This is a genomic window from Marinomonas spartinae (assembly GCF_016461715.1).
Taxonomy (GTDB): Bacteria; Pseudomonadota; Gammaproteobacteria; order Pseudomonadales; family Marinomonadaceae; genus Marinomonas; species Marinomonas spartinae_A.
In genome coordinates this window covers 18,790-32,857 of record NZ_JAEMUI010000026.1, presented here as the reverse complement: position 1 = coordinate 32,857, position 14,068 = coordinate 18,790, and the positions used below count along the sequence as shown (strand labels likewise).

Here is a 14,068-nt window from a genome sequence, read left to right as displayed (position 1 = left end):
AGGCATGTTTAATCAAACGGCTATTCTGTTGCGGACTCAGTCACGCTATTTTTTGCCAGCTTTTGTAATTAATACGGATGGCACCAAAGTGAATGAAGGGACTGAGCCACCATTCAGATAGGTGGCAACGTTTTTAGCGGCTTGCTTACCGATTTCATAGGGTTGTTGAGCGACCACGGCTGCTGCGGGTGATTTTGGATTGCGCACCATGGCCACATACTCAGGACTGCCATCTATTCCATAAGTTTTTACATCCGTGCGTTTAGCCGCTTCAATTGCCTGAGTGGCACCAATCATAGGCACATCCCAGCAAGCAACAACCGCTTTTAGTCCAGAGCCAGGGCCATACTTAGTCAGCATATCCGACATATCAGAATAAGCTTGCTGCACTGTGTTTGGGATAACATCGCGTAACTCTGGCTTGATAATTTTGATGCCAGGATACGACTTAAATACATAACGAATTTCATCTAAACGAATCTTGCAAACAGGTACAGACGAAAAACCATTGAACATCACAACCTTACCGACGCCATGCATGTCCTTCACCATTTGCAGAGCCAGTTCAGAACCAATACTGTAATTATTCGAAGTCGTATTATTGATCGCATAAGGCGTTTCCGTATCGATAGTAAACAACGGAATACCGGCTTGCTTAATTCGCTTCAACCATGGATTAAGCACCTTCAGATTACCCAATTGTTCAATAATTGCATCGGGGCGTTGCGCAATCAGAGTTTGAATCTGACTGACCTGAGTCTGGTCGTTACGATTCGCATCCAATGCAATCACCTTTGCTCCTAATGCTTTTAATTCATTGATCTGACCTTGATAGGCTTTTAGATCAAAGTCATGATCAGTACCAATAATCGTAACGCCCACGGTTTTACCAGATAACGGCAGCTTATCTGCCGCCATTGCGTAGAAGCTTGCTGCTAAAGCAAGGGAGAAAATAGCAGTGGTTATCATTGTGCGATTTTTGTTTTTATTTGATTGCATCTTGATTGTCCTATGTTGTGGATAAATGCTGGTTCAGCAACAAATGCGACTCAGCCAATTTCACTATCATCAGTCCGCATGACCATAACCAGACATACGATTGATGACAGTCTGAATTTCTTCTTCTGATAACAAAGGCGGCTCCCCCATGGGCAAGCAACCTAAATACTGTTTCGCGAGCGTCTCTACTTCTACGGCCAACCACATGGCTTTATCTAATGATGTCGCCGTGGCAATCATTCCATGGTGGGCAAGTAAGCAAGCGGAACGCCCTTCTAAGGCTTTCAATGCATTTTTTGATAACTGGCTTACTCCATAGGTTGCATATGGCGCGCAGCGAATGTCATGGCCACCACAGACAGCAACCATGTAATGAATGGCCGGAATGCCTTTTTCCATAATGGATAAGGTTGTGCAGGCGGTAGGATGAGCATGGACGACCGCGTTGGATTCCGTCTTATGTCTCATGATTTCCATATGGAAATTCCACTCAGAGGAAGGCGTTCTGGTGCCAATAATTTGTCCGTCGAATCCCATCCAGACAATGTCTTCAGGTGTCATTTTGTTATATGGCATCGACGTCGGTGTGATCAGAATCCCTTCACCGAAACGCACCGAAATATTACCCGACGTTCCTTGGTTAATTTGCGAAGCATTCATGGCAATACACGCATCAATAATACTTTGACGTATTTCGATTTCCGTTTGTTCTGTTATGTTTTTCATTATGTCCCTCATGTTTAAAGACAGGTATCAGCGTCGATAAACACGACGGCCCCTGTTAAATAAGTAGATGCATCTGATCCAAGAAATAGAGTCAGCTCAGCGATTTCTGAATAGGATGTAATTCTGATTGAGTATTGATCAAGAAGGGGATGCTTTAGCGATTCTAGAGATGAGTCATTGAGATCCATGAACGCCAAATTAGCACCGCAAGCAGCAAAAGCTGAGGATTCAAGTCTAATACCACTGGCAGCACCGGTAATAGCAACGACTTTTTTTGATAGATCAAAAATATCTGGATAGTTCATGTCGATCTCATTTTTCTATTTATTATTATCAACGAATCACCAATTGAGTCTGAGTTCAGACTGTCTAAAACCACTATAGTGTATAAAATTCGACCGTGTCAATCTGGTAATGACCAGAAATTGAATTATTTTTGGTTATTACTAGAAATTAGCTAATATATGAAGAGTAAAAGGCCCGGTTAATCAGCTAAAAATAAAAGTTTAGGCTTGGTAGGAGAGGGAAAGACGCTCTTATATGGAAGTCTAAAATAGTGCTTTTAAGGAATAAAAAAACCTTTGTTTTTCGCTAAAACAAAGGTCATAGATGAGTATGGTAAGACACAGCCATTGTGGTGGAGTATTTAACTAACGTCAGAAGCAGTATTGTTTGTCGACACATGGATACGAGCCACAGCAGAGTTATAGTAAGCTCGATAGAACTCCAATGGCATATCATTCGTGTCATAGGCAATAGATTCGATAGCAATCACTGGTTGATCGCCACTTAAAGCTAGCCTTTCACATACTTCCACCGACGGCATCGCTGCGGTGAACCAACGCTCAGCCCGCTTAGCCACTAAACCATAACGGTCTTTTAAAAGCTGAAACATAGATTTATCTTCTATGTCTAAATTTTCAAAATCAGGCACCTTGTAGCCAGGCAAAGAAATAATGGTATGAGTAATGGGTGCCCCATCCGAATAATAAATTCGCCCAATACGCACCACGGTGCCATCTTTTGGAAGATTAAACACGCGTATTTCAGCATCATCAGCCTGTACTCGATTAAATTCAAATGTCTTCGAGGTAACCTTGTAACCACGGGCTTCTAAATCGGCGTGAACAGACATATTGGACGTCAGGAAGTTCGTTTCCATACGTGGCTGAGCAACAAAAACGCCCGTTCTCGCCACTTTGTAAAGCAACCCTTCTGTCGCTAAGCTTCCTAACGCCATTCTAACCACAGAACGAGAAACACTAAAAATCTCACAAATGGTTTGCTCAGAAGGAAGACGCATATCAGGTAATAAAACCTGACAATGAATTCTGTCTGCTAGCGCGTTTTTAAACTGCACCCACAGAGGAGTATGGGATTTCCGATCAAAAAAAGCACGGTCTTCTGCCATGTGGCGTAATGCTTTCGCTGCGGGACTATTATTGTCATCATTTTTAGGTCGCCCTCTGCTTCGCCGATCCACTTCACTGCCATTCATCTATTTTACTGTCCTTATAACCTATTGAGTTCTTCAATATTTCATTATGCCTGTTTGTTACAATCCAGTAAAAATATGCTTTATATTTTTTATTCAATGCTTTTTACTTAGCTCCTGCCGCTAATCTTCCCGCATCTGGTAGTGTCCGTAATAACCCCATTGCGACAATACCAATCATTGGTCCCGGAACTAATATCAAAAAGACCCATTGCCAACTGCCTAATGCATTCGCCAGAATGGGTAATATGGAAATAGCGACTACGGTAAGAGCAAAGCCAACGCCTAGCTGCAATGCCAATGCGGTACCGACAAAATCCTTATCCGCTAATTCGGTTACGGCAGCCGAAAACTGCGCACTGTCACCAATGATGCTAATTCCCCAAACCACTGCAACGATGGCCAATAGCCAACCTGGGCCATCGAAAACGAACCCCATTAGCAGAGCACAACAACCAGAAACCAACATCATGCCTATCGTGGTATAACAACGACCAAAACGATCTGACAACACTCCACCTAAAACGCACCCAATACTGCCTGATGCCACCACAGTAAAACAAAACATGGATGGCGAACCAAAAGGAAAAGATATCAAATGATGGGATGCAGCATTAGCATAGGCTAACAGCCAAGCCCACATGGCATAAAGCTCCCACATGTGACCAAAATACCCCATATTAACCAAAAATAAAGGCTTAGATGTGAAGACTTTCAGACATTGCTTAGGGTCGAATAACGCTTTACCAAACGCATAAGGGCCTTCCCTGACCTTCCAAACAAACAATGTCGCCGCCAATAGCGAGGTTGTCGACGATACTAATACCACCCACTGCCATTGAATATGGTCGGTAACAGCACGAAATAAATGAGGAGCAGATGAACCGATAGTCAGGGCACCAATCAAAAAACCCAGCGCTAACCCTCTGCCTTTAGTAAACCAAGTTGCCATTAACTTAAGCGCTGCGGGATAAACACCAGCCAAAAACATGCCCGTTAAAAAACGCAATAGGATCGCTATTTCTATCGACGGGTTGGCCAACAACAAACCATTCGCTACCGCCGCCAATAACGCTGATAAGGCCATTAATCGATTCAGGCGAATAATATCCGGCAAATTCACTAAAGAAGCAGATAAGGCTCCTATGACAAACCCCAATTGCACAGCATTGGTTAACCAAGACGCGTCACCATTGGATAAGTGCCACACCTTGACTAATTCAGGAATGATGGCCGTTGCAGAGAACCAAGTTGCCAACACCCCTACCACACCAATACATATCACCATCAGGGCGGACCATCGGCCTGCAGCTTGGTCTGACATTATTAAAGATCCTTCAATGGCATAGTATAAGTCGTAGCGGTTCCTTCAATGCACACATCGCCTTCACTATCCAAGACCGTAGTTTTCAACTGACAGATAGGTTTATCGTCTCGAACGCTCGTCACCTCAATACGACCTGTAATCGTTTCATTGACACCCACTGCTTTCTTAAAGTTCCATTGAACACCTAGAAACACGGTTCCCGGCCCAGGTAAGCGTTCTGCGACCACCGCGTTCAATATGCCGGAAGACACGCCACCTTGCACAATAATTTTGCCAAATGGCGTTTTTTCCGCAAGCGCTTTGTCATAATGAACTGGGTTATGATCGCCTGTCATTTGGGTAAAGGCAGTAATGTCCTCCGCACAAGTCGTTCTGCTGATTTCGGCAATGTCTCCCACTGCTGGCTGAGCATGCATCGTATTGGTCCAAGCGTTATTTTTATTTGTCATGGTATTGATCCTCAGGGATGGTAAAGGCAGGCATCATTTGACCGCCCAAATTTATGGTTTTAAAACTCACAGGCAAACCAATTTCTAATTGCTCTCGCTCTAATAACAATAACGCCAGCATACTTGGTCCTTCTGCTAATTGAATGACCCCCACAGTGTAAGGTGTCACTGCTGCCCAACTGGGATGGCCTGGCTTCCAGATGGTGGTGTAAGTTTTTATCTTTGCCTGTCCAGACAGCTGACACCAGGTCAGTTGGTTACTCCAGCAAAAGGGGCACACTTCTCGCGGATAAAACACATACGAATGACAACGTTCACAATATTGTGTGTGTAACTCACCTTTTGCCGCCGCTTGCCAAAACGGTTCCGTAAGGGGAGTTTTAGTCGGCCCAGGCACTTTTAAGTTTGCGAAATGGGTATATTTCATCGGCCCACTCCAGGCTTTCCTAGTACGACACTTGCACTACCGAGTACCAGCGCCACCGCTTCCGATAAGGTGGCACCATTTCCTGTAACAAGGGCGTATTTGGCTGAAGGTATCTGCCGCCCCGTTGCAGACTCTCTCAGCTGATGAACAGCTTCGACCACATGAGTCATGCCTCCCGCTAAATCTGGCTGCCCGAATCCAAGCTGACCACCGTGCGTATTCAAAGGACAGCTACCATCGTATCCAAGGGTGTTGCTACGTATGAAGTCACCAAATTTTCCAGCAGGACAAATGCCACTGTCTTCTAAGGTAAGCGCCACCATGATGGTGTAGCAGTCATACAGCGACAGTAAACTCATATCAAAAACCGAAGTATTGGATTGCTTGAAAGCGTGCGCCATAGCAGGCTTCAACGGACCAGAAGTCAGATCAGGTGCTTGTGATAATGCTCGATGCGTTACTTTTTCCCCCGCCCCTAATAAATACGCAGCGGGGTTATTTATGGTTTGTGCCCGCGTCACCGATGTTACAATTACCGCCTCGGCTCCCGCCACTGGCATGACGATCTCGTACAAATGCAAGGGTTCAGCTATGAGGGGGGACTGTAACACGTCGTTGGCATCACACGGTTTGCCATTAAAAATAGCATGGTGGTGATGCTGAGCATTATGGCGAGCCCACTGGGTAATTAAAGCAAAGTCTTCATCTTTCGATTGATACTTTGCCATATGCGCTTGCTTTAATTGTGCATAGGTCGCATTAGCGCCTGACGCGCCAAACGGAACATCAAATTCACGAATGGGGTTACGATTAGGGCTTCTTAGTGCATCTTGATTACGATGGTTCCCTAACACACACAGTACGGTGTGACACATTCCCGCTTCAATAGCGGCCGCTGCGCGCCAAATCATACCCGGACCAGAAGCCCCTCCTAAATCTACAACATTTGCCATGCTAGGTTGTAGACCAAGATATTCGGCTACGGTAGCTGGAACATGCTGGGGCGTCTCTCCTACTTGAGGACCAACTAATAATCCGTCAATATCCGCTTTATCGATGCCCGCATCGTGCAATGCTAAAACAGATGCCTGCGCCAACATACCTAACGTACTTGCACCGTCAGTTACTCGACAAGGTTTTAATTCTCCCACACCAATAATGGCTGCCTTTGGACGGCTCATAAGGCACTCTCCTGGGCAAGGTGTTTATATTGCTCAAGGCATTGGGGATTTTGCAACGAAGCTACATTAGTAACAGGCTTACCCAATAAGGAAGACTGAGCGGCACCCTCAACACGCTTACCATTTAATGTATAAGGTACCTCATCCACTAAATAGATGGCAGCCGGGACATGGCGGGGAGAACAAGCGGTTCGAATGCTTTTGCGTATGAAATGAACCAAATCATTATTGAATAACGCGCCTTCTCTTAACTGAATGCACAGTACAATCTCTTCATCTCCCTCAATCGGACGACCAAACACGACACAGTCTTCGATCTCTTTTATGCCATCACACGCATTATAAATATCAGCGGTACCTATTCTGACGCCACCGGGATTTAAAGTATTATCGGAACGACCGTATATTACCGCCGTGCCATCTGCATTCAATTGGGCATGATCCCCATGAACCCAAATTTCCTGTCTATCAGCGAAATAAGTTTTTTTATAACGCGCTAAACCATCATCGCCCCAGAAAGATATGGGCATGGAAGGAAAAGGTTCAGTGCACACAAGGTCCCCTTGGCGACCAATCACCGGTGCTCCCCGATTATCAAGAACATTAACGGCCATACCGAGAGCTTTTGTTGTCAAGGTGCCTTTTCGCAAAACGTGCCAAGGCGAGCCAAGCAAGAAGCAACCCATCAATTCCGTACCACCAGAAATGGACGCAAAGCCAACTTGCTTTGAAACGGCACCATAGATCCAATCATATTGATTCGGCGCAACAGGACTGCCAGCTGACAACAGCCAACGTAAAGAAGTTAGGTTAAAATTCTGCTTTGGCTCAAAGCCTGCCTCTGTAAGCGTTCCAAGATATTTTGGTGAAATCCCCAAATGAGTGAGTTTTTCTTGCTCGACAACGCGCCATAAAGGTGCGCAATCCAGTCTGTCCTTTTGCTTTAAAATAGGCGCTCCATCATAGAGAACTAACACCGCATGACAGCCAAGTGCCGCAACGATCCAGTGGTACATCATCCAAGCGGTATTGGTATACCACAATACACGATCGTCCTCGCGAACATCATTATGCAGAAGATGCTCTTTCAATTGTTGTAGCAATACCCCACCGGTACGATGAATGATCGCCTTCGGAGCCCCCGTTGTGCCTGATGTATACAGAATATAGGCTGGGTCATTAAATCCAACACGAGTGAAATGCAGGTCCGCTTGTCTGCCAAAATCGGTCCAATGTATGAAATTATCTTGTGTCGTTAAACTGTGTTCACCGACAATAATCAGTTGCTCAACGCTGTCGATACGCTGCGCTAGTATGAGAGCCGATTGAGAAATGTCGTGCTGTTTACCAGCATATTGAAAGCTTGTTTCTACGAAAAGTAATATGGGGTTTACCTGACCGATACGGTCAATAATGGCTTCTACACCAAAATCTGGGGAGCAAGAAGTCCACACTCCACCGACCGCTAATGTAGCCAAATGTGTAACTAAACACGACAATTTATTGGGCATTACGACTGCCACACGGTCACCCGGTTTAATGCCTGCTTGTCTCAAGCCTTGCGCAACACGGGCTACTTCTTCGCGCACGTCATCAGCGCTATAGACATGGCGTTCGCCTGATTCATTGGTTTCAATAACAAGAGGAGCGCTACCCGTTCTTCTCAGTAGGTTCTCTGCCAGATTCAGTCGAGCGGAAGGAAAAAACTGCGATTCCGTCATCCATTGTTCAGTATTAGGAATAAATACGTCGTGGCCCTTTTCGCCAATAACACCTGCGAAGTCCCATAGCTGAGACCAAAAGCCCGTTAGATCACTGATTGACCAACGATGCAACGCATCATAATCCTGTGTTGGTATGCCTGCCTGCTGAGCAAAACGCGTTAAAGCACAATCTTCTTTCATTGATTGTGTCGGTGACCACAGTGGCTTTTTCACATGCCATACCTCTTAGCAATGTGCTTAATACGCACGATTTATTGTTATTTTTGTATTTACCTCATAATTAAGATTATTCTAAGTATACCTAGAAATCAACATTCTGGTTATACTTAGATATTAAATAAAACAATAACAATCAATATATACAGGTTGATATTATGAAAGAGGTCTACATTGTGGCGGGTAAACGATCTCCTATAGCCAAGCTTTCAGGAGGATTAGCAAGCATGAACGCGGCGGAAATCGGTGCCCAGGTTATCGCGCACTTAATAAGGGATGTAGACCTAGATCCAACCCTGCTGGATGAGGTCATCATCGGCCAAGTGTTGGCTGGCGGAGCAGGTCAGAATCCCGCTAGACAAGCCACACTGCTCGCAGGACTGCCAAGCAATACCTGTGCATTCACTGTCAACAAAGTCTGTGGTGCCGGTCAAAAATCTATCCACCTTGCTGCTCAAGCAATTAAAGCGGGAGATGCCAACCTCATTATCGCTGGTGGACAAGATTCCATGAGTAATGCGCCTCAACTGATTTTGACTAATCAGATTGCGGCAAGACAACGTCCGCTAACCGTTCAGGACAGCATGATCACAGACGGCTTATGGGATGCTTTTCATAATATTCACATGGGAGAGACAGTCGAACACATTATTACACGGTGGAAAATATCACGAGAAGAACAGGATCAGTTCGCCCATCAATCACAAATAAAAGCCAATAATGCTCTATTATCCAATCGCTTTAACTCTGAGCTAACCTCGATCAGACTCCCGTCCAAACGGGAAGAGGCCTACTTCACTAAAGATGAGCATCCTTATCTTTCTTCGTTGGAAAAGCTGGCTAAGCTTAAGCCCGCTTTTTCGGAAACAGGAACCATCACCGTAGGCAATGCATCGGGGCTAAACGATGGTGCGGCTGCGGTTCTCGTGGCGAGTAAACACGCATTATTAGAGGCAAAATTAGACCCTATTGTACGTATCGCCTCTTATTCCTCTTTCGCATTAGCCCCCATGGACATGGGGCTAGGTCCGATAGGAGCATCAAAAAAAGCACTAAAACTCGCTGGATGGAACATTCAACAAATAGAGTTGGCAGAAATCAATGAAGCCTTCGCTGGACAATCAATCATCGTCTTAAGAGAACTCGGCATTGCAGAAGAAATCGTCAATGTAAATGGCGGAGCCATTGCCCTCGGCCACCCTTTAGCTGGGTCTGGCTGTCGCATTGTCGTTTCTTTACTGCACGAAATGCAGCGTCGATCAGCAAAAAAAGGTCTTGCGACATTATGTATTGGCGGTGGAATGGGCGTAGCGATTTGCCTTGAGTTATGCTGAAAGTCAAATCATTAAGCTTTTGACTAAGTCCGTTTTACTCGAACGACTTTCATAATTTCCATGGAAATACCAGCCACTACCTCTTGCGTTGGGTAGTAGGTCAGGTTAACACGGGATCCGCGCAACGTACGGTATTTTCCTTGTCGCTTAAAACGGAAGGGGACATCGTAGCCTTCGATCATCAAAGTATGTAAAACCCAATCTTCCTGCGGTCTTTGCACATGGGATTTGACTTTTAGCGCGTCCGAATGAACCAGCTTATCATTTTGCTGTAATAAATTTTTTGGGTCAGATTGCATATCAAACTCTCCGTATGAGGTACGAGAGCGTTTTATTATGACATAAAATACACCAAAAATTAAAAAATTGACTATTTTTTACTCAAACCTTCCATATAGGACCGCCGACCGTCCGTGTCACAACCATGGTGAGGGGATTTGAAGACTGTAAGACAATGGCTTAAGGTTTTTTTGGCAGGGGATTATCGGATACTGTTTGAGGGCGATCTTTTCCTCCATCGTCCATACGCTCTTTCATCGCCCGAGCAGCGGCCTCATTATCAAAACGTACCACAGGTTTTTGTAAAATTAAGCTGTTTGGGTACGTCACAATATCACCAGAAAAACGACGAATAATGACATGAAAGCTTGATATATCAGTAATCTGGCCAAGTACGTCTTCATCTTTTTCGGCCACACGAATCCAATCACCAACACGATATGGGAAAGCAAAAAAGATAATCAAACTGGCAGTAATATTACTTAGAATCGACCATTGGGCAAACAAAGCCACACCGACTACAGCAAACACAGAGGAAAAAAATACCGCCAGCTGACCGTATCCAACCCCCATCACAATGCAAGCCAGCATAATAAACAAAGCGGTCAAACTAAGCTGCATCATTTTGGTCACATAGCGCAAGCGAACCTCACTTGTACCATTTTTATGACCCAGCAATTCCACACTGCTCCGCATAATACGATTGATTACAATATAACCAACAACCAGCAAAGCAACTAAACCAATTTGCACCATGATCTTCATCACTCTAAATACCTTTTAAGCCTGCGCGCAATAAAATAAGCGAGAACCATTTCTCAGAGATTCTCGCATATCATGGCATGAAATAACCGATTATTGTGTCTTTGGAAGGGGCTTTTCCACTAAAACAGAAGGAATTTGAATAAAACGCTGGGGCACAGGTCGTCCTTCAAGCAGAGCAAGACCAATTTCAACCGCTTTGGCAGCCATCTCTTTCGGACGCTGAACCGCCGTTGCCACCCATTGGTTCTCTTGGTGAATCATCTTTTCAGCAAACGTAGCGCCATCCACTGAGGCAATAATAAAATCCTTACGGCTGGCTTGTTGTGCCGCTTGAAGCGCCCCTAGTGCGGTAGGATCATTAATGGCAAATACGGCATCGATATGGGGGTATTTTTCCATCAAATAGGTCATGACTTCCATTCCTCCATCAACGCTACCACTGCCATTCATACGGTAACTTAACAGAGAGATGTTCGGGTATTTACTCAACACCGATTTGCAGCCAGCCACACGTTCCACTACTGACGACACTAAGACACCGTTAATAATAACAAAGTTGCCTTTATAGTGAATTTGCTTGGCAAGTCGTTCACACGCCTCCATTCCTGCTTGCACATTATCCGTGGTAATGGTCGCGTCTGCCCCTTGGGCATTCACATCCACAGCAATGACTTTAATGCCAGCCCGCTGAGCTTTTGCCACCACAGGAGCAATTTTGTATGGATCCGCAGCCGTTAGAATAATCAGATCGACACCCGCTTTAATAAATTCATTCACTTGCTTGATTTGACGATCTAAATCATAGGCATCGGAATGAATTAACATTTTTACTGGGCCGCCTGTCAGTTCTTTAGCTGTGGCGGCGGTCGCATCAATTAATTTGACAAAATAAGGGTTACCAAGGTCAGAGACACTAATACCGATCGACTTCAACACTGACGCATTTTTCGCCTCTATCGAACTTGATGGCACGGGGGTTGCGGCAAACAACGCGGTGGCAAATAACGCGAACACTAAACAGGAAAGTAATCGTCCTCTAAAAAAATGTAAACGCGAAAAACGCCCATAGGATTTCAATACTGCGACGCGACGCATGGAGCAGAACCTCTACTTGGAGAAAAAAACGGCTCCAAGTATTGAGAGCCGTTTTTCCATCGAGCAACACAGAAGACATAGACGCTCTGTGTGTATCTATGAATGAACATTAAGCGGCTTGTGGGTCGCTTTTTACCTCTAACGCTCCAGTCATAATGGCTACCGCCTCAGACATAGAATGGGATTGCGGCGTGATGACAGCAGCACGTCTACCCAAGCGATGAATATGAATACGATCCGCTACTTCAAAAACGTGAGGCATGTTATGGCTGATCAAAATAATTGGCAAGCCTCGGTCTCGAACTTCCTTGATCAAATTCAAAACCCGACGCGATTCTTTCACACCTAATGCAGCGGTAGGCTCATCCATGATCACGACTTTGGTTCCAAATAAGGCTGAGCGCGCCACGGCCACCCCTTGGCGCTGACCTCCCGACAAAGACTCCACCGCTTGGCTAATGTTTTGAATGGTCATTAAACCGAGCTCTGTCATTTTGTCTTTGGCTTTTTGTTCCATGGCTTTCTTGTCTAACATACGGAAAACCGAGCCTAAGATTCCGGGTTTGCGAATTTCGCGTCCCAAAAATAGGTTATCCGCAATGTTGAGCGCTGGGGAAACCGCCAAATTTTGATAGACCGTTTCAATGCCCAAAGCACGCGCTTCCATCGGCGAGCTAAAGTTTACTGGCTGACCATCCAGTAGAATCTCCCCTTCATCTGGTACTAGAGCACCAGATAAGGCCTTAATCAAGGAAGATTTACCCGCACCATTGTCGCCAATAATCGCTAAGATCTCGCCCGGATATAACTCAAAATCCGCATGGTCAATAGCCGTTACACTGCCGTAACGTTTCACTAAACTCTTGGTTTGCAGAATTGGGGTTTGGTTTGTATTGGTTGTCATTATGCTGTTCCTTTTCTGATCCACTGGTCAACACCGACGGCAACAATAATCAAGATACCAACAGTGAACTCTTGCCAAAGTACATCAACACCGGCTAGGGCTAAGCCATTGCGGAAAATGCCCACAACCAATGCACCAATTAACGTGCCGAAGATTGAACCTCGCCCACCAAACAAACTACAACCACCAATGACTACGGCAGTAATACTGTCCAAGTTCGTGGTATAACCAGCCTGAGGACTGATGGAACCGATACGACCAATCAATACCCAAGCACCCAATGCGCAAACAATCCCCGCTAAAATATACACAGAGAGTAAAATACGGTCGGTACGAATACCGGCTAACTTCGCCGCCGCCGGATCATCACCCGTGGCATAAACATGTCGCCCCCATGCGGTCCAGTTCAAGGCGTACCAAATCACCACAAACATAGCCAACATTAACAAGGAACCGTAGGTTAACTGAGCACCAAACACATCAATCGTGTTGCCTAACCATTGTAAAAGCGGAGCGGTATTCGAGATGTCTTCTGCTCTAATGGTCTCACTATTGGAGTACCATAAATTCAATGCGAAGAAGACGTTCCATGTGCCCAATGTAGCAATAAAAGGTGGCAATTTCAGACGTGTAATTAATGAACCATTAATAAAACCGGCGACAGCACCAACGGCGATTCCCACACATAATGCCAACCAAGGATCAAGACCATAATCGATCGCCATACGGCCCATTACCACGGATGCCAATACCATAATGGCACCCACAGACAAGTCGATCCCTGCGGTTAAAATAATCAGCGTTTGAGCAATCCCTACCATGCCGATGATGGTCACCTGTTGTAACACCAACGACAAGTTAAAAGCCGATAAAAAACGGCCGCCAACAATCAGGCTAAAACAGAAAATAGCCAGTAACAATACAATACTGGGGGCAGCAACGGGATAATGATGAAGAAACTTTTTAAAACGCTGCACAAGCGTTTCTTTATGCTCAAAACGGGCCTCGTAAACCTGAGCTTGATCTGCCACTTTATCGTGATCAAGCACTGCAGTTGAGTTTTTTTGTTCGGTTGAACTCATAGAGTCACTCCAAGAAGGAAAACAACCGCTGACAAAAATCCCCCGCCAGCGGTAAAAACATAGCT

The 14,068-nt window shown here is 45.2% G+C and carries 15 protein-coding genes; 1 reads left to right on the top strand and 14 read right to left on the bottom strand.

Translation table 11 applies throughout. From position 1 onward, the window contains the following. Positions 1-45: 45 nt before the first annotated feature. The 9 genes from JHD45_RS19335 to JHD45_RS19295 all read right to left on the bottom strand — a co-directional run bounded on the left by JHD45_RS19335 (position 46) and on the right by JHD45_RS19295 (position 8,541). Entirely contained in the window at positions 46-999 is a 954-nt protein-coding gene (locus JHD45_RS19335; protein ID WP_199478119.1) for a sugar ABC transporter substrate-binding protein, read from the bottom strand. Positions 1,000-1,068: 69 nt separating this feature from the next. Further along, positions 1,069-1,725 (bottom strand): class II aldolase/adducin family protein, encoded by a 657-nt coding sequence (locus tag JHD45_RS19330; RefSeq protein ID WP_199478118.1) that lies wholly within the window; start codon positions 1,723-1,725, stop codon positions 1,069-1,071. Between the two features lie 14 nt (positions 1,726-1,739). After that, positions 1,740-2,030, bottom strand: a complete 291-nt coding sequence (locus JHD45_RS19325; protein WP_199478117.1) for a hypothetical protein — start codon at positions 2,028-2,030, stop codon at positions 1,740-1,742. A 341-nt stretch (positions 2,031-2,371) separates the two neighbouring features. After that, positions 2,372-3,223, bottom strand: coding sequence for a GntR family transcriptional regulator (locus JHD45_RS19320; protein ID WP_199478116.1), 852 nt, complete (start codon positions 3,221-3,223; stop codon positions 2,372-2,374). 103 nt (positions 3,224-3,326) lie between these two features. After that, positions 3,327-4,544, bottom strand: coding sequence for an MFS transporter (locus JHD45_RS19315; protein WP_199478115.1), 1,218 nt, complete (start codon positions 4,542-4,544; stop codon positions 3,327-3,329). 2 nt (positions 4,545-4,546) lie between these two features. After that, complete coding sequence (locus JHD45_RS19310) at positions 4,547-4,996, bottom strand: MaoC family dehydratase (RefSeq protein ID WP_199478114.1); 450 nt, start codon at positions 4,994-4,996, stop codon at positions 4,547-4,549. Further along, the gene (locus JHD45_RS19305) at positions 4,986-5,423 is read right to left on the bottom strand and encodes a Zn-ribbon domain-containing OB-fold protein (protein ID WP_199478113.1); all 438 of its coding nucleotides are present in this window, start codon (positions 5,421-5,423) and stop codon (positions 4,986-4,988) included. Before JHD45_RS19305 ends, JHD45_RS19310 begins: the two co-directional genes overlap by 11 nt. Continuing rightward, the gene (locus JHD45_RS19300) at positions 5,420-6,604 is read right to left on the bottom strand and encodes a thiolase family protein (protein WP_199478112.1); all 1,185 of its coding nucleotides are present in this window, start codon (positions 6,602-6,604) and stop codon (positions 5,420-5,422) included. The genes JHD45_RS19305 and JHD45_RS19300 overlap by 4 nt, the downstream gene beginning before the upstream one ends. After that, entirely contained in the window at positions 6,601-8,541 is a 1,941-nt protein-coding gene (locus tag JHD45_RS19295) for an acetoacetate--CoA ligase (protein WP_199478111.1), read from the bottom strand. Before JHD45_RS19295 ends, JHD45_RS19300 begins: the two co-directional genes overlap by 4 nt. A gap of 161 nt (positions 8,542-8,702) precedes the next feature. Here JHD45_RS19295 and JHD45_RS19290 point away from each other — a divergent pair, with 161 nt between their 5' ends. After that, on the top strand, positions 8,703-9,878 hold the full coding sequence (locus JHD45_RS19290) for a thiolase family protein (RefSeq protein ID WP_199478110.1): 1,176 nt from the start codon (positions 8,703-8,705) through the stop codon (positions 9,876-9,878). 23 nt (positions 9,879-9,901) lie between these two features. Here the strand turns inward: JHD45_RS19290 and JHD45_RS19285 are convergent, their stop codons facing one another. The 5 genes from JHD45_RS19285 to JHD45_RS19265 all read right to left on the bottom strand — a co-directional run bounded on the left by JHD45_RS19285 (position 9,902) and on the right by JHD45_RS19265 (position 14,003). Next, a complete protein-coding gene (locus JHD45_RS19285) occupies positions 9,902-10,177 on the bottom strand; it encodes a hypothetical protein (protein ID WP_199478109.1) in 276 nt (91 codons plus the stop codon). Positions 10,178-10,337: 160 nt separating this feature from the next. After that, entirely contained in the window at positions 10,338-10,922 is a 585-nt protein-coding gene (locus tag JHD45_RS19280; protein ID WP_233407949.1) for a mechanosensitive ion channel domain-containing protein, read from the bottom strand. 90 nt (positions 10,923-11,012) lie between these two features. After that, positions 11,013-12,017: a substrate-binding domain-containing protein gene (locus tag JHD45_RS19275; protein ID WP_199478108.1), complete on the bottom strand. Its 1,005-nt coding sequence runs from the start codon at positions 12,015-12,017 to the stop codon at positions 11,013-11,015. Positions 12,018-12,126: 109 nt separating this feature from the next. Further along, positions 12,127-12,921, bottom strand: coding sequence for an ATP-binding cassette domain-containing protein (locus JHD45_RS19270; protein ID WP_199478107.1), 795 nt, complete (start codon positions 12,919-12,921; stop codon positions 12,127-12,129). Continuing rightward, entirely contained in the window at positions 12,921-14,003 is a 1,083-nt protein-coding gene (locus tag JHD45_RS19265) for an ABC transporter permease (RefSeq protein ID WP_199478106.1), read from the bottom strand. The genes JHD45_RS19270 and JHD45_RS19265 overlap by 1 nt, the downstream gene beginning before the upstream one ends. Positions 14,004-14,068: the final 65 nt, after the last annotated feature.

What these genes read in the sequence shown, in the direction of transcription:
- JHD45_RS19280 (WP_233407949.1), bottom strand. Translation starts at nt 10,922, where the DNA reads ATGAAGATCATGGTGCAAATTGGTTTAGTTGCTTTGCTGGTTGTTGGT.
- JHD45_RS19305 (WP_199478113.1), bottom strand. Translation starts at nt 5,423, where the DNA reads ATGAAATATACCCATTTCGCAAACTTAAAAGTGCCTGGGCCGACTAAA.
- JHD45_RS19290 (WP_199478110.1), top strand. Translation starts at nt 8,703, where the DNA reads ATGAAAGAGGTCTACATTGTGGCGGGTAAACGATCTCCTATAGCCAAG.
- JHD45_RS19275 (WP_199478108.1), bottom strand. Translation starts at nt 12,017, where the DNA reads ATGCGTCGCGTCGCAGTATTGAAATCCTATGGGCGTTTTTCGCGTTTA.
- JHD45_RS19270 (WP_199478107.1), bottom strand. Translation starts at nt 12,921, where the DNA reads ATGACAACCAATACAAACCAAACCCCAATTCTGCAAACCAAGAGTTTA.
- JHD45_RS19285 (WP_199478109.1), bottom strand. Translation starts at nt 10,177, where the DNA reads ATGCAATCTGACCCAAAAAATTTATTACAGCAAAATGATAAGCTGGTT.
- JHD45_RS19320 (WP_199478116.1), bottom strand. Translation starts at nt 3,223, where the DNA reads ATGAATGGCAGTGAAGTGGATCGGCGAAGCAGAGGGCGACCTAAAAAT.
- JHD45_RS19310 (WP_199478114.1), bottom strand. Translation starts at nt 4,996, where the DNA reads ATGACAAATAAAAATAACGCTTGGACCAATACGATGCATGCTCAGCCA.
- JHD45_RS19265 (WP_199478106.1), bottom strand. Translation starts at nt 14,003, where the DNA reads ATGAGTTCAACCGAACAAAAAAACTCAACTGCAGTGCTTGATCACGAT.
- JHD45_RS19330 (WP_199478118.1), bottom strand. Translation starts at nt 1,725, where the DNA reads ATGAAAAACATAACAGAACAAACGGAAATCGAAATACGTCAAAGTATT.
- JHD45_RS19300 (WP_199478112.1), bottom strand. Translation starts at nt 6,604, where the DNA reads ATGAGCCGTCCAAAGGCAGCCATTATTGGTGTGGGAGAATTAAAACCT.
- JHD45_RS19335 (WP_199478119.1), bottom strand. Translation starts at nt 999, where the DNA reads ATGCAATCAAATAAAAACAAAAATCGCACAATGATAACCACTGCTATT.
- JHD45_RS19325 (WP_199478117.1), bottom strand. Translation starts at nt 2,030, where the DNA reads ATGAACTATCCAGATATTTTTGATCTATCAAAAAAAGTCGTTGCTATT.
- JHD45_RS19315 (WP_199478115.1), bottom strand. Translation starts at nt 4,544, where the DNA reads ATGTCAGACCAAGCTGCAGGCCGATGGTCCGCCCTGATGGTGATATGT.